General features: G+C 37.8%; 16 protein-coding genes. 4 read left to right on the top strand and 12 right to left on the bottom strand.

Going from position 1 to position 21813, the window contains the following annotated elements; genetic code table 11:
• Positions 1 to 117: 117 nt before the first annotated feature.
• Together ACE1AT_RS28040 and ACE1AT_RS28035 are read left to right on the top strand one after the other, a co-directional pair.
• Positions 118 to 309, top strand: a complete 192-nt coding sequence (locus ACE1AT_RS28040) for a hypothetical protein (RefSeq protein WP_374874400.1) — start codon at positions 118 to 120, stop codon at positions 307 to 309.
• A gap of 382 nt (positions 310 to 691) precedes the next feature.
• Positions 692 to 1360: an S-layer homology domain-containing protein gene (locus ACE1AT_RS28035; protein WP_374874398.1), complete on the top strand. Its 669-nt coding sequence runs from the start codon at positions 692 to 694 to the stop codon at positions 1358 to 1360.
• 110 nt (positions 1361 to 1470) lie between these two features.
• Here the strand turns inward: ACE1AT_RS28035 and ACE1AT_RS28030 are convergent, their stop codons facing one another.
• The 12 genes from ACE1AT_RS28030 to ACE1AT_RS27975 all read right to left on the bottom strand — a co-directional run bounded on the left by ACE1AT_RS28030 (position 1471) and on the right by ACE1AT_RS27975 (position 19831).
• Positions 1471 to 3249 (bottom strand): glycosyltransferase, encoded by a 1779-nt coding sequence (locus ACE1AT_RS28030; RefSeq protein ID WP_374874396.1) that lies wholly within the window; start codon positions 3247 to 3249, stop codon positions 1471 to 1473.
• Between the two features lie 18 nt (positions 3250 to 3267).
• A complete protein-coding gene (locus ACE1AT_RS28025; RefSeq protein ID WP_374874394.1) occupies positions 3268 to 4575 on the bottom strand; it encodes a glycosyltransferase in 1308 nt (435 codons plus the stop codon).
• 177 nt (positions 4576 to 4752) lie between these two features.
• Complete coding sequence (locus ACE1AT_RS28020) at positions 4753 to 5718, bottom strand: GDP-mannose 4,6-dehydratase (RefSeq protein ID WP_374874392.1); 966 nt, start codon at positions 5716 to 5718, stop codon at positions 4753 to 4755.
• Positions 5719 to 5733: 15 nt separating this feature from the next.
• Positions 5734 to 6102: an EamA family transporter gene (locus tag ACE1AT_RS28015; RefSeq protein WP_374874390.1), complete on the bottom strand. Its 369-nt coding sequence runs from the start codon at positions 6100 to 6102 to the stop codon at positions 5734 to 5736.
• Between the two features lie 106 nt (positions 6103 to 6208).
• Entirely contained in the window at positions 6209 to 8392 is a 2184-nt protein-coding gene (locus ACE1AT_RS28010; protein ID WP_374874388.1) for a glycosyltransferase family 39 protein, read from the bottom strand.
• A 182-nt stretch (positions 8393 to 8574) separates the two neighbouring features.
• Positions 8575 to 10194 (bottom strand): hypothetical protein, encoded by a 1620-nt coding sequence (locus ACE1AT_RS28005; RefSeq protein WP_374874386.1) that lies wholly within the window; start codon positions 10192 to 10194, stop codon positions 8575 to 8577.
• Between the two features lie 157 nt (positions 10195 to 10351).
• On the bottom strand, positions 10352 to 11038 hold the full coding sequence (locus tag ACE1AT_RS28000) for a glycosyltransferase family 2 protein (protein WP_374874384.1): 687 nt from the start codon (positions 11036 to 11038) through the stop codon (positions 10352 to 10354).
• Positions 11039 to 11296: 258 nt separating this feature from the next.
• Positions 11297 to 12976, bottom strand: a complete 1680-nt coding sequence (locus ACE1AT_RS27995; RefSeq protein WP_374874382.1) for a glycosyltransferase family 4 protein — start codon at positions 12974 to 12976, stop codon at positions 11297 to 11299.
• Positions 12977 to 13008: 32 nt separating this feature from the next.
• Positions 13009 to 16086: a glycosyltransferase gene (locus ACE1AT_RS27990; protein ID WP_374874380.1), complete on the bottom strand. Its 3078-nt coding sequence runs from the start codon at positions 16084 to 16086 to the stop codon at positions 13009 to 13011.
• On the bottom strand, positions 16061 to 17554 hold the full coding sequence (locus ACE1AT_RS27985) for a methyltransferase domain-containing protein (protein WP_374874378.1): 1494 nt from the start codon (positions 17552 to 17554) through the stop codon (positions 16061 to 16063). Before ACE1AT_RS27985 ends, ACE1AT_RS27990 begins: the two co-directional genes overlap by 26 nt.
• A gap of 51 nt (positions 17555 to 17605) precedes the next feature.
• Positions 17606 to 18877, bottom strand: a complete 1272-nt coding sequence (locus tag ACE1AT_RS27980) for an ABC transporter ATP-binding protein (protein WP_374874376.1) — start codon at positions 18875 to 18877, stop codon at positions 17606 to 17608.
• A gap of 108 nt (positions 18878 to 18985) precedes the next feature.
• Complete coding sequence (locus ACE1AT_RS27975; protein ID WP_374874414.1) at positions 18986 to 19831, bottom strand: ABC transporter permease; 846 nt, start codon at positions 19829 to 19831, stop codon at positions 18986 to 18988.
• A 477-nt stretch (positions 19832 to 20308) separates the two neighbouring features.
• Here ACE1AT_RS27975 and ACE1AT_RS27970 point away from each other — a divergent pair, with 477 nt between their 5' ends.
• Positions 20309 to 20500, top strand: a complete 192-nt coding sequence (locus ACE1AT_RS27970; RefSeq protein ID WP_374874374.1) for a DUF2862 domain-containing protein — start codon at positions 20309 to 20311, stop codon at positions 20498 to 20500.
• A 114-nt stretch (positions 20501 to 20614) separates the two neighbouring features.
• Positions 20615 to 21715 carry an ArsA family ATPase gene (locus tag ACE1AT_RS27965; RefSeq protein WP_374874372.1) on the top strand — a complete coding sequence of 367 codons (1101 nt, stop codon included), beginning with the start codon at positions 20615 to 20617 and terminating at the stop codon, positions 21713 to 21715.
• Positions 21716 to 21813 lie beyond the last annotated feature (98 nt).

Below are 21813 nucleotides of genomic sequence, written 5' to 3'. Positions count from 1 at the left end.
TGACGAATGACAAATGAAAAATGACTAATATTGGATCGGTTTTCCTCCCATCTGCTTTCCCCTAATTTGAAAATAATTTCGTCAGAATTTAAGTAGGGTTTATTTGGAAAGGTAGCTATGTTTCCTTTTAATTTCTGGTATAACTCTTGCTGTGAGGGGGAGCCAGTTTCTCGGAAAAATCGTTTAGAACGCAAACTGAGATTTCTCAAAGCAATGCGTGATGACTTAGAGACAAAGCTCGCTGGTTTAAATGGTGCTATCAGTAATCTTGAGCAGCAAATTAATCAGGAAGATGCTACTCAAGTTTAGTTATCTTGATTTAAATCAATTTTTCTGTTGATAGAAACCTACGGAAATTTATAGTTACATGGGTGGAATTTTGTGTTAAAAAATACATATCCACCCTTTTTTTTGACTTGGCTCATACCAAGAAGATTGGTCATTCGATTTTGGATTTTGAATTAGCTCTGTACCATTAAAGAAGTATTGGTCATAATACCATTTCATGAAAACCTTGATACAAATACAGACGGTGTAGAGACGCGAAATTTCGCGTCTGGGACAAATTTATATGTATCGTGATTAACGTGAAATGGTATAAGATACCAAAGAAAATTTGGTTGATTTCCGGATCGGGGTAAAACAGAGTTGATGTTATTCTTCAGTACTATGATTTTTTAAATTTACATTTATGCGTCGATTTTTAAGTGTTCTTACTTTAGTGACATTAATACAATCCTTTCCAGTTGTCGTTTCTGCCCAAGTTCAACCACAAGCCAAACAATCATCTGATCCAATTCAAATGGTAGTGGCTGCGAATTGGATGACTAACTATCCAGATAATAACTTTCATCCAGAAAGGATAATCAGTCGAGCAGATTTAGCCTCAATTATGGTGAAAGCATTTCGACTAGATAAACGACAAGCAGCCAGCAAAGAAAATATTGTGGTTCCAGATGTACCATCTTCTCATCCGGCCTATAAAGATATTCAAACTGTCTTAAAAACAGATATTATGAGAGGCTATCGGGGTAATTTGTTTTTCCCTAATCAAAGAGTAACAAGAGCAGAAGCTTTGGCCATTTTTGCTCAAGCCTATGGTGTATTTCAGTTTCCTGATGAGACTGTTAATGAAATTTTAGCTCCTCATCCTGACGCAGCCACTATTCCCTCTTGGGCAAGAAAAGCGATCGCCACAGTCGTAGCCGAAGCATTTGTTAATATAGATACCCAAGGAAATATTTACCCATTAAAACCCATGACTCGTGGTGATATGGCTTATGTACTGAGTAAATATCTGCAAAGACAAGGACGAGATGCAGAAATCCCAGATGCACCCCCCGCACCTCCTCAACCTTAATCTCATATCATTTCACTTTTTTAAGCATACAAATATATGGTTAGGGGCGTACAGTTATGCGTCCCTAAACTAAATTCAATATTTATCAAGTTTTTGTGAAACAGTATCAGTTAAAATAATTCAAAATTAGGAGCTTTGAAAGACAGATTTGGATTGTAGTAAGGATCTGTACCCAATTGCTCAAAATAATCTTTCCACTTATGACTTAATTGATTCCATTCACCTGGTTTTAAACCTTTTTGCCTACTAGCAGATTCATAATGAATCAGTTGAGCATAAGGTGTAACTACATTGCGGTATCCAGCTTGATGCGCTTTTAAACATAAATCTACATCGTTATAATTTAGGGGAAATTTTTCATCTAGTCCCCCCAATTGCTGATATATTTCTTGTCGCATCATCAAACAAGCAGCAGTCACAGCTAGGTAGTTTCTATTCACAATATTTGAACAAAAATAACCAGATTGTTCGTTATCAAAACCATAGAAAGCATGACAGGGATTACCCTCAATAATCATTACCCCTACATGCTGTAATCTGCCATTTGGAAATAAAAGTTTTGCTCCGACTGCACCAATTTCTGTTTGTTGTGCAAGTTCTAACATTGATTCTAGCCAATCAGAAGTAATTACTTCTGTATCATCATTTAATAACAACAGAAATTGCCCTTTTGCTTCAGCCACACCTCGATTAATTCGCATTGAAAAATTAAAATGTTCCGCACAACGAACTAATTTCACATCTAACGCAAGTATTTTTTCTAAAGTTGCATCTGGAATGTCATACCCGTCTACCACAATAATTTCAAAGTTGCGATAGGTACTCACTTGCTGAACACTACGAATGCAATTCTCTAAAAGACATAATTTACCAGAAGCAGTATTAATAGTTGTACCTGCACTGGGAATAATTATACTAACTAAAGGATTTCCGATTATATTGCGTCGTACTCTGTAAATACCTGGATTTGGTGTTTCTTCAACACGTCCTGGATATACACTACGCTCTAGCATAGATTCTAAAGCTTTTCTACCAGCAGTATAGGCCCACGGCTTTGCTTGTGAGCCAGAAGCAGCAGAAGCAGATATGCTGCGCCAATGATAAAGAATTTTAGGAATATGAAAGATGTTTTTGGTTTTTTCGATGAATCTTAATACCAAATCATAATCTTGTGAGCCATCATACTCACTACGAAAACCACCAATCTCACGAATGATACTAGTACGATAAACACCTAAATGACAGGTGTACATGCAAGAATAAAAATATTCTGGCGACCAGTCAGGTTTGAAGCAAGGAGAAAAACGTTTTCCTTTGATATCTATTTTGTCTTCGTCACTATAAATAAAATCTGCTTCTGGATGTTGGTTAATTAACTTAGCATTTTCAAATAAAGCGTTAGTTGCTAACTCATCATCATGATCTAACAGTACAATATACTCTCCTGTAGCCAGTTCTAAAGCAGAGTTACTTGTGGCGGAAATATGTCCATTTTCTGTACGAAATACAACTTTAATACGTGAATCAAGTTTACTATAATGAGTTAATATAGATCGAATATGAGATTGGGGAGAAGCATCATCTGCAATACAAAGCTCCCAATTAGGATATATTTGATTACGAACTGATTCAATTGCTTGTGTTAACCATTTTGCCTCTACATTATAAACAGGCATAATGATAGAAAACTTAGGTTTGATTTGCCATTGAGCAATTTGCTCATGAGCAGTGAGAATTTCTTGTTGACTCAGAGTATTTTTTTCTATCCATTGTTGATATGCTATTTGATTTTTGATGCGAGAGGCAGCATTTTGATATAAAAAGTGTAAAACTCCTAGTATTCCGCGCCTCCCCCAGATTCGCTGTATTTTTTGAATTTTATAACTCATAATTATTGGTATTACAGATTAATTATTACTTCGCGAAAAATATATTTTTTTCAAGTTCAACCATTGATTTCGCAACTGCCAAAACTTACTAGTTTCCATAGTTTTAACTAAGTTTTGTAATCTTTCAATTTCTACGGTTTGATATTGCAACTCTGTATAAAGATTATCAATATTCGAGGAATACTTACGCCTCTGCATTACATGAGCTAATCTATTTTTGATTTTTTCTCCAATGACTTTCGGACTTAACACAGACTTGATATACTCAGATGCTTTTTTGCCAATTTGTTTAGCATCTTCATAATTATTAAATACATACTGCATTAAATATGCAGCATGATTAATGTCTGGTTCCGCCCATAAATTTCCTTTCTTGTAAGAGCCATAATCTTCCGTGATAGTCACTAAAGAATATTTGACTAGAAAGCTATTATTAATATTCATGAAATCAAGATTGGCTGAGTAAGCAGTTGCTATCACTGGTTTTCCATAATACATAGCCTCTGCCATAGTCAAACCAAAACCTTCAGAGCGATGTAAAGATACATAGCAATCACAATGATAAATTAGAGCATTTAGTTCTTCTTTGAGTAAATAATCATCAATGAGTTGAATATTTTGGAAATCCTTTATTGAATCTTTTAATTGTTTGAGTTTTTCTGGGAAATATTTACTATTAGAAAACTTAATTACTAGTTGTACATTTTGATGATCTTTACCAAAAGCTTGTTGAAATGCTTTAATAATTGCTAGAGGGTTTTTCCGTTCAAATACACTACAAAAATCAAATATAAATAGAAAAATAAATTTATTGTCTGGTAAGCCTAATGATTGTTTGCTGATTGAAGGTTGAGGAAGCGAGATACTAGGCATTACCTTGATTACAGGAATAGGTGAAGTAGGTGCGATCGCATCAACACAATAACTACTGTAAGTCCATATTTCATTAAAAAGATTAAACGCTGACAACCATTCTTTGGGAAATTCTGGTAATTCCCATGCCCAAAACCCAATGTTATACTTGTTTTGGAAATATTCAGGACTAGTAGAACTGATAAAAGTGTTAATCATATCTACGTTTACCTGAATAATATTTATTGGATAAGGATTTTCATCAGAAAAATCTGTGTAGGAAGAATCCATCTTCCTATGCATTGTGTTAAAAGTACAATTATTAATCACAAAAGGAATTCCAGCCGCCTCAACAGCTCTTATTGTTCCTCGAACTCCTTCACCAAGTCCAAATTCACTGTTAACATAACCTGAAATATTAACACCAAAATTATCGTTAGAAGTGTTATTACTAATTTCAGGTTTTGATTCCATGTTGTTCTCCTTAAATGTCGTTTATATTCCCATTGTGATGCTCAGTTACGTCAGTTTTCCGCAGGGTAGGAGCGGTCTTTGACAATCGCAACAATTTAGTTAATACCCCAATTACTAATTACCAATTATCCATTACCAACCTCAACAGATAATATCAGTGTTCAAGCGAACATGATATTATTTATCGCTTAATTCTTTCAAATCGTTTTCTACCATTAATTGCACCATTTGTTCAAAAGAATACTGCGGTTTCCAACCGAGTTCCGCTTTAATCTTATAAATACAACCTACTAGTTGTACTGGTTCATCTGGACGGTAGAATGCCGGATCAACAGATACATAATCTTCCCAGTTCAAATCTAAATAGTTAAATGCACATTCTACCAGTTCCCGCACCGAATGAGTTTCACCACTGGCAATGATGTAGTCATCTGCTTTAGTTTGCTGCAACATCAACCACATTCCATTGACTGCATCTTTTGCATAGCACCAGTCACGACGTGCATCTAAATTACCAAGTTTTAATTCTTGGGCTAAACCCAATTTAATCATCGCCGCAGTATGGGTGATTTTGCGAAATACAAACTCTGTACCCCGACGGGGAGATTCATGGGTATAGGTGATCCCACAGCAACCAAAAAGATCATACTTTTGACGATAGTTAACCGTCATCCAATGAGCATAAGCTTTAGCAACACCATAGGGATTGCGTGGACGAAAGGCGGTACGTTCGGTTTGGGGTGACTCATCCGGTTGCCCAAAAACTTCACTACTGGAAGCTTGGTAAAATTTAGCATCAGGTTTACAGCGCCGGATTGCTTCTAGTAGGCGTGACACCCCCAAAGCAGTATATTCAGCAGTAAGGGCTGGTTGTGTCCAAGATAGAGGAACATAGCTTTGAGATGCAAGGTTATAAATTTCATCTGGTTGACAATCAGTCACCACATCCATCAGCGAAGACTGATCTAACAAGTCACCAGATACTATTTGAATCTGGTTTGACAGATGACTAATACGCTCTAGATGACTGGTGCTAGAACGACGAACTAAGCCGAATACTCGATACCCTTTTTCTAAAAGGAGTTCGGCGAGATAAGAACCATCTTGTCCGGTTAAGCCGGTAATGAGTGCTTTTTTGGTCATGGCTGTAACTTAATTTTATTTTTGCCAGACTACTAATATTACCCCGATTACAATAAAGCTCAAGCCTGCGAGGCGCACAACAGGAATGACTTCCCTAAAAATAAAGTAGCCTAACAACACGGAGAAAACGTAAACTAACGATATGGATGGGCCAGCAATGCTCAGATTAACTCTAGTTAAAAGGAGTATGTAAGCCACAGCACCCAGAGCATAGCAGGTAAGCCCTAATAAAAGTTCCGGTGTTGCAACAATGCTAAGAATATGATTAAAAGCATTCACTATATTTACTCTGCCTAACTTAAGTGCGCCTGCTTTTAAAAAAAACTGCCCTGCCACACTAGCTAAGACTGACATCAGCAGTAAAAAAAATTCTTGTGGTGTCACAGAAATGTCCTTTAAAGCAATTCACTTTAGAGAATATCTAAATGCCTGCTTTTATTCAATTGGCCAGGAGAAATTCGACAATGCAATTTTTTGTTTTTACAAAAAACTAGCGAGAAATAACCTCTATAGGGATTTCTAGAGCTTTAACGTTTTTATCATTAAACCAAGCTACACCTTCTTTTACCATTGATAAAACTATAGTGTACTTACCTGGTTGATTGGGCAATTTTATAGTTGCGTTCAACTGGACTAAGCCTTGCACAGGAAGACTTCCTGGCAAGGGAGTACGTTCACCATCGAAGATGATGATTTTACCATTATTATCTAGCCAGTGATAAGCAAGATTAACAGGGTTAGTACCTGCCTTTTTCCAGACAAAATTACTAGTGTTTTTCACCATTAGCGGAATTTTGACTGTTTCACCGAGCTTCCCAAATTTGAATGGCTCCAGTATTTGGATCTCTTGGGCAAATTGGCGATTATCCTCCACTAATACAGTGAACACATGGGACTGATCTAGACCATTATTTTTGGGAAACTCAGCGACTCCTTCAGCTACCAAGTCAAATATAAGTTTGTAAGTTCCTGGCTCGTCAGGAAATGAAATAGAACCAATTGCGTTGGTTGTCTCGTGTTGCTTAGGTGTACCAGAAACATAAAGGCGTACCTCTTTAACTTGCTGATTATCTGTATTGAAGAACCTACCTCTTACACGTACCTCACCTTTCTCAATAGCAGACTCATAGCCAAACCATCTATATCTACCTGTGTTTTCAAGATAAGCTTTTAAAAATTTTTCAGTCCCTAGTCCAACTGAGATTAAGGAATTAATAGGTTGATTTTTTTCGTCTATAACTTTTTTAATTATGCCACTTAGACCCTGAGCATAGACCGCGTTGTCTGTAGGTAGTATAATAAGATTCTTATGAAGTAAGGTGTTTGTGCTTCTTTGTATTGGATTATCTCTGATATCCCAAAGCCTATACTGATTTTGGAGAGAATCAATATTTAGAGGATTGGGATTCCAGGGATTAGCGCCCAAAAAACCTACAAATTGAGTAAAAGTAGAATATGCAATAGCTAGAACAAATAGAACAAAAATACTAAAATTTTTCTTGCGATCACCTAAATTTACTAGCCGAACTTCACTAAAATAATTAATTAGATAGCAAGCTAAAGGCATAATGTCAGTCATAAATCTTGGTCCGTAGGAATGCCCAGCCCACCAAACTTTATAAAAAAAATAACTAATGATCAAAATTATAGAAGCTATTGTTATACAACCTATCAATTTCTCGTCTTTGCCAAATCTAAATTTAAAAACTTTATATGCACCAGGCAAAGAAAACAAAACTATAGGCGAAAAAACAAGAAGACCTCGACTAGGACTAATTAATGTTCCCAAAAATGCTGTTTTAAAATTATCCCATGTGAATAAATATGGTGATTCAGGAAACATTTTTGAGTAACCGCCTGTTAAATTCCCAAAGTAGTAGAGGTTCCAAGCAAGACTTGGCAATGCTGAAACTAAGCCAAAGAATAAAAAGATTGATTGAAAGCGATAAGTGAAGACTGAATAGACAATAGCTGCGATTGTAAACAATGTACTAGTGGGGCGAATAGCAGGGAGGAGTCCACAAGCAACTCCTGCTAATATCAACCATATTTTTTGACTGCCTTTTGATGTACGATTTGCTTTTAACAAGCAAAATATAGTACATATTAGTGCTAAGTTAGATATACCATGTTGCCATAGCCCTTGAGAGCTTGTTACCCATGTATTGGTAGCAAATGCAAATATAAATGTGGAAACTAAAGATATACCTCGATTAAATTTTAACCTAGAAGATAAATAAAATATGACAATTGAAATCGCGGTAGTTATCGTTGCAGCAAACTTCTCAAAAAAGACTCTATATACCTCAAAATTTTCAGATGTTATATCGAGTGGCACAGATAAATAAGAATATATCAATTTGAGATAGATATAAAAGATAACATAAAAAGGAAAAGTGACGATGGCAGATCCTATCGGATATGTAGAACTTAGATGACCATTATTTCCTTCTGCAAAAGCATAAAAAACACCTCTATCTACAAAATAGCTTGCTCTGAAAGCATCTAGATGAAAGGTATGGTTTTCAAACAAGTTGAATGCTAATAATGTATTTGGAACTGTATCACCAGAACTTATAGTTTCTCCGTTCGCCAAGTAAATCACGCTACAGGTAAGAAATATAAGCACAATCTCACCTGTAATAAATGTACTTTTTTGAAGATTTATATTCATTTATTTTATATTTTTAACTACACTAACTTTATTACGTAAGAATCTGAAGTAATGATGATGTCAATTTTGGGTTTGGAAAATTGCACTTGTTTATTATCATTAAATAAAGCTATAAAATTGCTAGTAGTTTTCACAATCAATGGTATTTGAATTAATGAATTTATTTGAATTTTCCTGGAAATTTAATCTCCTTTTATTTCTTGTATACCGTATACAAAATTTTTGGAGATAGGCAAATTTATTTGATAAGAAGTCCAGTTTCCTGAAGGGCTAGTATTTTCTTTATTTGAGTACATATAAATTAACTTATCTTTATCTTTGAGAAGCTGTTGGGATATTATACAAAGTCTACCTTTGGTGTCTTCTCCCAACCATTTGATGACTTTAGCTGTATCCATTGAATAGCTCATGTCGCCATAGTCAGGCGGAACATTTCCTGAATAACCATTGATAACAGGTACATTGGCTTTCAGTCCAGCCCACATAGCTGATACTTGCGACTCAATAAACAATTTTTCAGTTTTTAGAGTTACATATGCAACATCACAATCCTTTTTCATCAGTTTCCGAATTTGTGCAACTTCCTCTTTTAAAGGTGCTATGGCAAAACTAGGTGGGCTAATTATTATTTGTTCTAATACACATCCAAAAGATAGTAAGCTGATCGTGATCGCACACAACCGTCGATTAAGTACTTTACTTTGCCAAGAGTCTAGGCATAAAGTCACAGCAACTAGTAGGAAAAAATAAAAAATTAGACATATACGAGTTACTGCTCTGATAACCGATGCACCTGGTAAAACTTTATAGATGATTGCCCAAAGTGACCAACCATTTGGTAAGCGTAGGGTAACACTAAAAATAGTAAGTGCAACAAATAAGCAGGATTTGATAAGCAAACTTCTCTCAGAATCCAATATAATATTCTTGCGATATTTTAGAGTGTAAATAGATAGCACAGTTAGGAATATAATCAAGAATCCACTAAACAACTGGTGTTCACCAGGTGCTGATATATTCTTAGAATTTTCTGAAAATACAGTCCACCAGAGACTATTAGATGCTGGTAAAAACCAAGAGGAAAGCCTTGGTAGCATAGTATCTATTTCTGTATAATCACGCCCTCCAACAATTTTCTGAATTTGTAGGTAAGGTGCAAGTAAGGCAAGCATGAATAGCAGCCAAGTAGCAACAATTAAAATAACTGGTTTATTATTATATTTAATATATTTAATTAATCGCTGTCGCTTATCTGAATCTAAGATATAAACTATTGCTGAAAAAATAATTAAAGTGAATATCAAAAACCAACCTAAGTAAATACCGGCAAGAACTTGCAGATAGACCAACAGTAGTGACCAAGCGAATGATTTATTCCTTGGGTTTTTGAGGAAATCCCACGCGAATAAAAAAGCTAGTGGTGTAAAAAATTGAGGAAGTAACTGTTGATGTGCTATTTGGGCAATTCTGGGTATTCCAAATGCAAACAGAAAAGCACCAATTACAGTTGGCACATGCTTTACTTGGTAATGCCGCATTAATATAGCAAAGCTAACAAAGCAGAGCACGCAAGCTAAAATCATCCATAGTTGATAGGATAAATCTGGTGAAAAAAAAGCTCTTAGTATAAAGTAGATAGGAGCCGAACCAAACAAGTTATCTGAAAAAGCCAAAACATTTTTGTAAGGGTAAAAAAAAGCTGGAGAAAATAATTCACCAACGTAATCACGATTGGTTAATACTTGAAAAGAATGTTCAAGAAAATAATGATTTAGTCGTGAATCTCCTGGGTCGTGTTGCATATTTGCAAAGCCTGACAGTATTGTCGGATGAAATGCACTCAGTACTCCGATCACGCAAAATATTATGTATAATAGTGCATAAGCTTTTTGAAAAAAAATCACGCTTAAACCCCAAGAGATACAATTTTTAACTACCAATCAAAAACCAATTTCTTAATTAAATTAAGTTGTATTTAATAATACACCAAATCGCCCTAAATCCATCTTTCCAACCAATCTTTTTACCCTCTTTGTATGTACGACCATAATAAGATATACCTACCTCATAAATCCGACATTCCATTTTTGCAACTTTTGCAGTTATTTCTGGTTCAAATCCAAACCGATTCTCTTGTATCCTAATACCTTGAATTACTTCCCGCCGAAATGCCTTATAGCAGGTTTCCATATCTGTAAGGTTGATGTTAGTGAACATATTGGACAACATTGTTAGGAATCCATTCCCTAGTCTGTGCCAATAGTACACAACTCGATGGGGTCTACCACCTTGAAAACGAGAGCCGAATACTACATCAGCTTTGTTATCTAGAATAGGTTGAATCATGATTGGATATTCTTGAGGATCATATTCCAAATCCGCGTCTTGAACAATTACAATATTGCCAGTAGCAGCAGCAAATCCAGTACGCAAAGCAGCGCCTTTACCTCGGTTTTTGGGATGATAAATAACTTGAGCAACCTGCGATTCTATTTTTGTTTTAAGTAGTTCTCGTGTACCATCTGTTGAACAATCATCAACTATGATAATTTCACAGTCTTTTACTGGGGATGCTTTGACAGCTTCAACAACCTGACCAATAGTTCCTATCTCGTTAAAACAAGGTATAACAATAGATAATTTCATTTGATTTCACTCCCCTTATACACACCACACTTATTCAGTAAATAGTAGCTATCACACCCGTTTCATACTCTTAGGCAAGTTTTGCTATTTGACGTAATGCACCCAAAATGTATATAGATTAAGATTGCTTTGCTTTCACAGTTATAAATTAAGTGTCAAATATTTCACTGATGAAAGTAATAATAAGCTTTTCATATCAATAAAAAAATATATGTTTATTAAAATTAGGTTTTATACTTTTACGATCTGTTCATTTCTCTAAAGCACATAAGATAAATTGCTCAGGCCTGCTTCACCAGCACTTTTAGCATTTTGACCGAAGGTAGCTAAAAGCGACGGTCGATCGATAAGATAGTTGAGACAGACTTCTGCTTCAATTTCGTCTTTATAAAAAAGTCCACATTGACTATGACGGCATATATCTACAAGTTTTTGATTCTGTTCAGGAACTAGTAGCGATCGCCCCCACTTCATACTCTCACGTAAGTCTCGCTCTTTGCCGTTGTTGTCAACAATCCAAACAAGGTCTACATTCTCCCAATCTTCAGGTTCGATCCAATCGCTCATCACAAACCAATAACGGTTATTACCGTCCTGTTGGCGGAATTGGTCGATGACATGAGCGCACTCTGGTGAAACATGATCACCACTACACAGTATGATGTGCTTGTGCTGATTGCACTTTGTCATTGAGGTCTGTTCTTTGTCTTCATACACCTCAACGATACGTCTGATATACTTATCAAGTGTATTATCTGCTACCTTTTTATATGCCTGATGACCCATAGACTTAATGCGATCGCGATTAAGGGCTATTTCTACCATTTTGTCAGCAAGCATTTGAGCATTACCAGGCTCAAATAAACAACCTGTTACACCGTCTGTTACGAGTTCTAGATTACCACCAAGGGCAGAAGCCAGGACTGGAATACCAGCAGCCATAGCTTCTAGAATAGTAACTGGTTCGTTCTCTGGCCAGATTGATGGTGTTACTAGTACGTCAGTATGTTGGTAAACTTTTTCGATTTGGGAATGTTCAACTTTCCCCCACAACTTCACAGCTGCATCAATTTGATTTGCTTTGACGAAATTTGCTAGTTCGTCTGTCATCGTACCAGCACCAACGATATTGACTGTACACACTTTCCCCAGGTAGCCTCGCTTTAACAGCAACTCCATCGCTTTGATCAGAATGTGTACGCCTTTATGAAAACCCAGGTACCCTATGAAAGTAAAGCGCACTCCCTTTTTAAGCGGTATTTTCGTGATCTGGGAAAAGCGATCTACATTTACACCATTAGATATCACACTGATTTTTTGGTCTGGAATACCTGCTTTAACATAGCTAGATGCTAAATAAGAACTCGGAGAGACGAAGCGATCAACCTTAGCAAGTTGCCAAGCAATATAATCTTGACGCATACGGATGTGTAGACGCCGCCCTCGACTATCAATTAATTCTGGCAAACACTCTCCGCACTTGGAATAATCATTGCAAACTTGTTCTTGATACTTGAGTAAAGTATTTTTGAAACAAAATCCCCAATGGTCATGCAAAGTCAGTACAGTCCGAATTCCGTGTCTGTGCGCTCTTGCAACTATACCCAATGATAGATTGACAATGTTGTGGAAGTGAATCACGTCTGGTCGAAACTCCTCGACCACAGCATCAAATGCATCATCAACGGCAGAATTACGAAAATTATTACCTATCTGATAATTTTGTGTATGTAAGATCACGCGAAATACATCTATTCCATCATAGGTTTCCCTGGTTAGTGAATAATGACGAAAACTATCATCGTGTTTACCGCAGAATACTGCTACCTTATATCCTGATTTTTGCAAAAGACGCGCTTGATGGTGGGCTATAATCTCTGCACCACCTATGAAGAATGGCGGGTAAAAGTTGGTACAAACGAGTATCCTTTTCAGCATAAAAACCAAGGAAACTGAGTATATTAATAGCGTTAATTCAGAGCTAAGTCATAGACAGAATTTGCCGATGCAGCAATTCTCAGATCGCTTTGGCGGGGTGTTGGAGAAAATAGAGCTAGTGCTAAACCACCTTTGGTTTCTCTGTCTGCCAACTTATCGCCATCCATAATACGTCCCGGAACAAAATCTATATCGACCCATACAACGTATGGAGAATCCTGCCAACTTGCGTTCATGATTAGGTGCCGATGTTCTGCCTTAAAAGAGTTATGTATGGCAACAAACATCGGTTGTTTAGGTACGTAAGTCAAAATTATCTCTATGTCTTTGCCGACGCCGTCGCTGGAATGGTCAGCGTCAAGCAGCACAAAATCGATGGGGATATCGGCTTCATTGAGTGCTTGGAATAATAAAGGAAGTACAGTGGTTGATGCTCCTGTTATGAAACTGACGTTATCCACTGTTGCCATCCGTGAAGAAATACCTGGATCGATGTCAATGGAAAACACCATTTCCGAATACTGTGCTATTAGTGACAGGCTACCACCTTCATGTGTACCAATCTCAAGACTGCATTTGGGCTGGTGCTTGGCCAACAATCCTGTCAATGCCATACGCTCTGCGTCGTGCATTTGCCAGTTTTCGAGCAGACAATTTGGATAGAGCAGATCCTCGTAACGAATGGTTTGGAGATTCTGATTATGCTCTCTATTGACGAATACAGTGTATGTTTTTTTAAGACCCAGGGCAAGCAAAACTTCTTGGGTGTAATCTTCCCAAGTCTTAAGTTTGCGGTCAATTGCGGCTTGGGATAGTTCACTCAGCAACGTGCGATCGCATGATAAATTGTAAATTGCTTTGGTGATCGCATGAGCATCGGTCATATCCACAACCATGCAACCACCTCCGGCTGCCAACTCGGCCATTACACTTTGGCAATGACATAAACAGACCCGTCCATGCCAGACACTTTCGAGAACAGGCATCCCAAATCCTTCTACCAGAGAACTATAGACCGTGAAAGTAGATTCTTCGTACAGTCGATGCAGAGTAGCATCATCTACAATTCCTAACCACTGAATACGAGGGTCTTTTGCTGATGCTTCTTGAACAGCCTCGTATATCTCTGGTGCGCCCTCATAGCGATTGCCAACAAGTGTGAGACACCAATTCAATTCGGGATATTGCTGTGCTAAAATTTGACAAGCTTCTAGCAGAGTGTTGTGGTTTTTACGTGGTTCTAGGGTAGAGACGCATAAAATATTTACACAATCTGATTGTAGATTTGGCATCTTCATCAACCGGAGATTCTGTCCAAATTCTCCAGGTAGTAGAGCAGTGTTTACCTTGCCATGTTTAATATTGTGCTGATGCCAATAATCTAAAAAACATTGTCCAGAATATTCGGAAATCGGAATAACAACATCAACCTCTGATAACGTCTCCAGATATCGAGGAAAGATGTCACTCACAGAGCGATTGCACCACTGTGGATACATTACTGGAATCAAATCATACAGAATAGCGGCTGATTTCCAGTTTTTCTGCTTGGCGTAAGCAAGTGCTTTTCCACCACGCGGATCTAAAATCGTTTCTGGTAAAAAAAGTAAAACAGGTCGATTTCGCGTTTGTGGGTCGAGTGCTAAAAATTCTGCTAACGAAATTGTTCCATAGTTCTCCAGAACAGTTTTTCCGTAGGTTGGGATTTGAGGACCATTAAACTGACATAGCTGCAAGTAACCATCCTGGGAAGGTAACACGTATTGCTCTGTTGGCCAGTCCCAAACAACAAATACCGGATCGCAGTATTTTTGTAGTGTACGGCAAAGTTGACGAGTAACCCTAATTACACCGGAATTGCCGGGGTCACGGCAACTATTAGTAACATCAACAATCAAGATGGGAGTAGTGGTATCTCGGCTTGCTTCTACTGTATTCTCAAGATAATCACAGTAAGTTTGAATTACTTTTTCCCAACGAAAATTTGCCCGAAACTTGTTGTAATTGTCTGCGGATATGACTTCATCAGGAATTTGTCCTGTCAAAACATAATCCGCTTTTTCTGCCATCTCTGCAACATCGGCGCACAGAAACCAGTGATTTACAACTACCTCCGGATGGGCAGCAAGATTAAACGCCAGTGCTGGACGTCCCAACCATTGCATTTCTGCAAGCGGCAGGTTAAAACCTTCCCAGAGCGATACAGAAATTCCCAAGGCGACATTTTTCATAATCTCCTGTAGTTCGGCATCATCTGGGAATCCAATCGGTTTGATGTATTCTTTGATATCCTCTGGAATATTCATATCCGATGGATTTGCCAAGACTAGCAAAGTCGCTTGTGGGTGTCGCTGCACCAGCCTCCGCATTACCTCAAAACAGGCTTCAGAATTCTTATAGCAGTCTGGCTCCCAACGCCCCAGATTTAGGATATATGTACGTCCTGTTTCCTTAAGTGCTGTCAATGTGGAAAAGTTTGTGCCGCTACTTTGACTAACCATATGTGCTTGCCATAGGGAAAGTTCCATATGGTCAGCACCAAGCAGAACTGTATGGATGCCATCACTATTACCCCGATCAACTATTGTTTGTGATTTGGCGATAAAATCACTAATTGGCAGTATTGCTGTTGCCTTGGGTAAATAACGCTGACGGAAACTTCTGAGCTTCTGCTGAATGAGTAGAGGATGACCAACAAAACCCTCTAACGGTACTGCACCTGCATCAATAAAAATAACGGTCTGACAAACTTGAGAAAAAAACTCTAGTGCTTGAAAAAATGGCCATCCCCCAATAATCACCGCGTCTGGTTTTTCAGACTCCGAAAAAAGATTGTGCCATTGGTTCTCTAACCACTTCGTTGTGGACTCATTGGCGTTGGCATAATCATCGGTGGGTGGGGGAAGGGGAATGAATTTTTTGGCAATTTGACTCACTATTGGTTCATCCCACCAATAGCTCATCATGTAGACATCATTGTCTCGCTCTGCCATGCCCTTCCCAATTAACATCAGGACACGATCAAGACCAAAGCGGAACAGGAACCTTTCGTTGCAAATTAATACTTTCATTGCATCACCCAATTTATGATTTCCATCCAATAACTGCATAATCCTGGTAGCCCAGCAGAAGCCCTTTCAAAAAAGGATTTTCTAGGCCATGGTCATCGGTCATTGGGTGCAGACGATGAATGTGAACATGGGAGAAGCAGCGATTTTCTAACAGAAACTGTGCTGTTGGTGGTGGAATAGGGTTACGATGAGTGGGGTCTATATAAAAGTTACAAGCTCCAACAATCAAGTTTTCTGGGTTAGGTGTCTCAAAAATAACTATTCCACCAGGACGAATCACTCGTAATGCTTCATCAATGAGGCTGATAAAATCCTGTAATGATAAATGCTCGATCACGTGAAATGCTGTCAACCCTGCCAAGGAATTTGTTTCAATATTCTGCAAGTACAGCAAACCATCTTCCTCAGCAACATCTAAACCCCTTTCCTGGCAATACTGCACCATCGTAGTGTTAATATCGACACCAGACGATTTCATCCCTCGTTCAGATAACAACTCTAACCACTCACCCCGACCGCAACCGATATCGAGAATTGCAGCATTTTCTGTTGCTACGATCGCCTTTTCAATATAAGGAATATAGGTTGTTAAACGATTTTTGATTTCTTCACGGCTACCACGAAAACGGTCTTCAAAAGCTGTGTAGAAGCTGTCTAGTAAATGCTGTTCTTCATTGACGAAAGTTTGCAGTTGTTGCTGATCAAATGGTTCTGGCAATCTGCGTTTTGCTTCTTCCAAAAACATCATCAATAGACGTTTTTGCTGAATTAAATCATTTTTGAGGTAGTTGTCGTTTCTAAGATGGCGATTGTCCATCTCTTGTAGACGATCATCTGTTGTTTGCATATGAGAATTTACATTGCTCAACTGCTCATTGATTCCTTGCAGGTGAGTGTCAACTCTATTTAAGCGATCGTCCATCAATTGTAAGCGGGTATCTGTAGCTTTTAAATGATCTTCTAGTTGCTTTTCTTGATTAGTTACAGCATTTAATTGCTTTTCAAAATTACTCAAACTGTCATCTATATTGGGAACACCAGTATACACAGTTCCAAAGCGTTTATCCATGTTCTGTAACTGAGTTTCCATATCTATTAAGCGCCGATCTATCTTCAACCTCAAGCTGGTAACTTGCTCTATCAACTGCCTATTTAGGGCTACAGATTCTTGTAATGCTCTGATTATGTTATAGTTTACTTCTCTTTGGTCTTTAAATATAAAATTCAGTACTTTTAAAATAATTTTCTGTATATTTTTACTGAGATTAAAAGGAAAATTATTAAGATTGTCAGGCCATTTAGTACGAGCTTCTGATCTTAATTGTGCATTTTTAAGCAACCCTTGGATAAGTTCTATAGTCGCGTTATGGTGATTTTGGATACTTGGTAATGTTGACTGATAAGTTGAGTTCTTTAATTGAGAATAATTACGGCGCTTAACCACTTCTTCTCGAATTTTATGCATTATTTCATCAACATTTACTTTAGTCTCATTTTCTTCATTCATAATTCACCTTTTAAAAATATTTAAATTCTTCATTACTATTCATCATGTTTTCTATACTTGAGCAGAAATTGTTCTAGTGCTGAATGATACACTAGTTTTTAGGTCTAATATACCATCACAGTAAATATTATTATCTACTTCAAATACAACCATCTCATCTATCCAGTCGTAACTTATACCTTCTTCCGAATGTACGCCAACTGTTACTGTATACACGCCCTTATTTAAATGGCAAGGAACTTGAAAGGAAACTTTTAATTGCTCACTATTAGACAATTCTGGTAATTTGACATCTAGTAGTTTAGTATTTGTTCCATACATGACAAATCCCATCAAATTCCTAATGGAAATTCCTACAATTACATCAGATAATTCTCCTTTAGCTGCCAATATAATCTCTATATTAAAAATTTTTCCTGTCTCTACTTTTGTTGTCTCTTGTTTAGCTAAAGATAAAATTTTTACATCTTTAATAACTGCTAGTTTATTACCATGTCGATGCTTAGATAAAGAATCATCTTGAGTATCTGTAATGAAATCTTCGTGATTTTCAATACAATCTATTTCCTCAATCTCTTCCTGATTTTTTTGACAACTCAATAAAGCAATGTAATGATTTACTACTTCTTTGGGTTTACCTATTTCTAATACTCTGCCATGATTCATTAACACAGCAGTTTTACACAACATCTTGACACTGGAAGAATCATGAGAAACGAACAAGATAGTTACTCCCTGTTCTTTCATTTCTCGAATCCGCTTCATACAACGAGCTTGAAATCTCGCATCACCTACAGCTAAAGCTTCGTCAACTATTAAAATACTTGGTTCTGTATTGGCAATAACTGCAAATGCTAACCTGACCACCATACCACTAGAGTAGGTTTTTACAGGATGTTCTATAAAATCACCAATTTCAGCAAAAGCAGCAATATCATCAAACTTCGCTTCTATTTGTTCTTTACTCAGACCTAAAATTTGCCCATTAAAAAATACGTTTTGTCGCCCTGTAAACTCTGGATTGAAACCGCTACCCAGTTCTAACAAAGCCGAAACTCGCCCATTCACCCACACTTCACCGGTAGTAGGTGTTAGAGTTCCAGCGACAATTTGCAATAGCGTACTTTTACCAGAACCATTTTGACCAATAATTCCTACAGTTTCACCTTTAGGAATTTCTAGGTTAATATCCCGTAAAGCCCAAAATTCTTGAGCATGGTTTTGACCACGTAACAAAATTTCCTTGAGCTTATCCACGGGACGAGCATAGCGCTTGTAGCACTTAGAGATATTCTTTAGTGAAATTGCGATCTCCTCACCCATATCACTACACACGCTCTCAAAACTAACTGTGCTAAATTCTACACATTGATGTCATCAAACAGTAAAAATTTTCTGTTTATCTGTTTTCTGTTAATTGCATACAGCTATTTACAAAACATCTGCAAAAGCTGGACGCAGTCGTTTATAAACCAAAAAACCTATACAAAATACAATTGCAGATATTACACTCGCAACCCCCCATTCACCCCAGTGCTTGACTTCTCCCACTAAAATTAAATCACGGTAAACTTCAGCAATAGCTGTCATGGGATTTAACCAAAATACTAAATTTTGCCATTCTGCTGGGATTGCTTTCGCAGGATAAAGAATTGGCGTCAAATATAACCACAAATTTAAAACAACTCCCAAAGTTTGGGGAATATCTCGCAAAAACACGGTTAGTCCCGCCATGAGATAACCTAATCCCGCCGTCAATAATAATTGTGTTAACCAGATTAACGGTAATAGCGCTAAGGTTGAATGTAAAGTGTGAGTAGATAAAGCTACAAAAAAAATCAACGCCATGAGTCCAAAAGAACTTTCAATAAACGTTGATAAAGTCGGTACTAGCGGTAATAAAGCTAGAGGAAATACTACTTTTTTCACTAAATTAGACTGTCCTACTACCGAATGTGCAGCCTGAATTAATCCACTACTAAAAGCAATCCAAGGTAGTAAACCAGCAAATAACCACAAACCAAAAGTAAAATTGTTTTCTGGAACGCCTTTAAGACTCAGTTTGACCTTTAAAACTATCGAAAATACGTAGGTGTAAATCAATAACTGTGATAGTTGATTCAATAAAGGCCACAAATTACCCAGGATTGAACCTTTGTACCGGGCTTCTAAATCGCGTCTTACCAACGCTCTTAATAAATCAAATTTTGCCCACCACAATTCATTTATTGGTAGCAATTTTTTCAGCTTACCTGCTTTTTGGACAACTCCTCGCATTGTTTGCAGCAATTTTTGCTTCCTCGCTCACTACCTACACACCCAATTGCTTGTTTTGAAGCCAATTTTTTACGAAAGTTCCTTTGTTATTTTGTTGAAAATAATCGCTACTCCAAAATAGCAGCCAAAATATTTAGGTGATTTTACCACAAATAGTTATTAAATCTACTTTTTGTTTCTCAGCTTTGGTTGTGTGAGCCTAAGTTAAATTATCAGGTTCAATTCCCAAAGAACGTAATTGTTGAGCTAAACGTTGCGATCGCTGTCTTTCCTGTTCTAAAAGTTATTCTGTATCATTTGCCCTAGCTTGTGCTTATTGCTGTGCTAGAAAAGCAGCTTCCTCTAGTCTGGGTGTCCCCTTCTTCCCAATTTTTAATTTTTAATTGTTTTGTCCCCCTTGTCTCCCCACTCCCCCACTCCCCACTCAGCACCGGATTCCGGTACACTGAGTCTTGGTTTATTGCATTGTGAGTTGGCATGGAAATCGGACAAAAAGTAAAGGTTTTTCGTTTGCGCGATCGCGTACCTGCTTCTATTGTTAAAAGATTAGGACAAGTCGGTATCATTGAAGGTTACAAAATGACCGATGGTAGTGGTGTTGGCATTGTAGTCAAATTTGATGATAATTTTGCCACTTGGTTTTTTGAAGATGAACTCAAAAGAGTATAGTAAGCGATCGGCGAAGTATCCTCTGATTGCTGAACTTCAGAAGGAAGCTACTTAAATGAGCCGAATGCTAAGTTGGAGTTGAAAAAATCAGCGGTAAAAATTAGGAATCAAGTAATGGCCCTGATATTGACATTTTTGGGCAAAAGCGGTAGTGCTAGGACAAAAGTAGCGATCGCCGCTGCCAAACAATTAGCAAGCCAAGGAAAACGCGTACTCTTAGCTGGGAGTACAGAACCAGCGTTGCAGATTTTGTTGGGTGTTCCTATTGGTTCTAACCCTCAAGAAATTGCTGCGAATTTGCACGTCGTTCAGTTTCAAACTTCTGTACTACTAGAACGTAGTTGGGAAGACGTGAAAAAACTAGAAGCGCAATATCTCAAAACGCCTATCCTCAAAGAGGTTTATGGTCAAGAACTACCCGTCTTACCAGGGATGGATAGCGCCCTTGTCCTCAATGCTATTCGCGAGTACTACGAAAGTGGCAAATATGACGCGATCGTCTACGATGGCAATGGCGACACCTCGACTTTGCGAATGTTCGGAATGCCAGAATTTCTCAGTTGGTATGTACGGCGATTCCAAAAATTGTTCGTCAATTCCGATCTCGGTAAAGCAATTTCCGAATCGCCCTTGATTCAACCGTTAATTAGTTCTTTTTTCAATATCAACTGGACTTCGGATAACTTCGCCCAACCTACTAACCAAGTCAACAACTTTTTAGACAAGGGTAGGGCCGCCCTCGCTAACCCCAGACAAGTTGCTGCTTTCTTCGTGACAACCGATGACCCTATTGAGGTTGCTTCTGTGCGCTATCTTTGGGGTAGCGCTCAACAAGTTGGTTTAACCGTGGGTGGCATTATCCTTGTATCTAATGACACAAACCACCATATTTCTGAGCAATTTGCCCCCCTAAATGTGAGCTTAGTTCCAGATATCAAAACAGAAGACTGGCAAGCAATAATAGATACCTTGCCCAACTTTGTTGACCAAGCAGTACAGGCTCCCAAACCTATTGAAATTAACATCCAAGAACACAAAGTAAGCTTATATTTGCCAGGATTTGACAAAAAACAGGTCAAACTTACCCAATACGGCCCAGAGGTGACAATTGAAGCCGGAGATCAAAGGCGGAATATTTTTCTACCTCCTGCCTTAAGTGGCAGACCTGTTACTGGCGCTAAATTCCAAAATAATTATTTGATAATCTCGTTTTAGGGATCGGGGATCGGGCATGAATCAGTTAACAGTTAACAGTGAGCAGTGAGCAGTTTAATTTGATAACTGATAAGTCTCCCTTGTCCTCCTTGTCTCCC

The sequence above is a fragment of the Pelatocladus sp. BLCC-F211 genome, assembly GCF_041928655.1.
GTDB lineage: Bacteria > Cyanobacteriota > Cyanobacteriia > Cyanobacteriales > Nostocaceae > Pelatocladus.
The sequence above is the reverse complement of the archived record's forward strand: the minus strand, read 5'-3'. Positions and strand labels throughout refer to the sequence as shown.

Coding starts and splice junctions, on each gene's coding strand:
- ACE1AT_RS28035 (WP_374874398.1), top strand. CDS start 692: ATGCGTCGATTTTTAAGTGTTCTTACTTTAGTGACATTAATACAATCC.
- ACE1AT_RS27985 (WP_374874378.1), bottom strand. CDS start 17,554: ATGAATGAAGAAAATGAGACTAAAGTAAATGTTGATGAAATAATGCAT.
- ACE1AT_RS27980 (WP_374874376.1), bottom strand. CDS start 18,877: ATGGGTGAGGAGATCGCAATTTCACTAAAGAATATCTCTAAGTGCTAC.
- ACE1AT_RS28020 (WP_374874392.1), bottom strand. CDS start 5,718: ATGACCAAAAAAGCACTCATTACCGGCTTAACCGGACAAGATGGTTCT.
- ACE1AT_RS27990 (WP_374874380.1), bottom strand. CDS start 16,086: ATGCAGTTATTGGATGGAAATCATAAATTGGGTGATGCAATGAAAGTA.
- ACE1AT_RS28000 (WP_374874384.1), bottom strand. CDS start 11,038: ATGAAATTATCTATTGTTATACCTTGTTTTAACGAGATAGGAACTATT.
- ACE1AT_RS27975 (WP_374874414.1), bottom strand. CDS start 19,831: ATGCGAGGAGTTGTCCAAAAAGCAGGTAAGCTGAAAAAATTGCTACCA.
- ACE1AT_RS28010 (WP_374874388.1), bottom strand. CDS start 8,392: ATGAATATAAATCTTCAAAAAAGTACATTTATTACAGGTGAGATTGTG.
- ACE1AT_RS27965 (WP_374874372.1), top strand. CDS start 20,615: ATGGCCCTGATATTGACATTTTTGGGCAAAAGCGGTAGTGCTAGGACA.
- ACE1AT_RS27995 (WP_374874382.1), bottom strand. CDS start 12,976: ATGCTGAAAAGGATACTCGTTTGTACCAACTTTTACCCGCCATTCTTC.
- ACE1AT_RS27970 (WP_374874374.1), top strand. CDS start 20,309: ATGGAAATCGGACAAAAAGTAAAGGTTTTTCGTTTGCGCGATCGCGTA.
- ACE1AT_RS28025 (WP_374874394.1), bottom strand. CDS start 4,575: ATGGAATCAAAACCTGAAATTAGTAATAACACTTCTAACGATAATTTT.
- ACE1AT_RS28030 (WP_374874396.1), bottom strand. CDS start 3,249: ATGAGTTATAAAATTCAAAAAATACAGCGAATCTGGGGGAGGCGCGGA.
- ACE1AT_RS28040 (WP_374874400.1), top strand. CDS start 118: ATGTTTCCTTTTAATTTCTGGTATAACTCTTGCTGTGAGGGGGAGCCA.
- ACE1AT_RS28005 (WP_374874386.1), bottom strand. CDS start 10,194: ATGCAACACGACCCAGGAGATTCACGACTAAATCATTATTTTCTTGAA.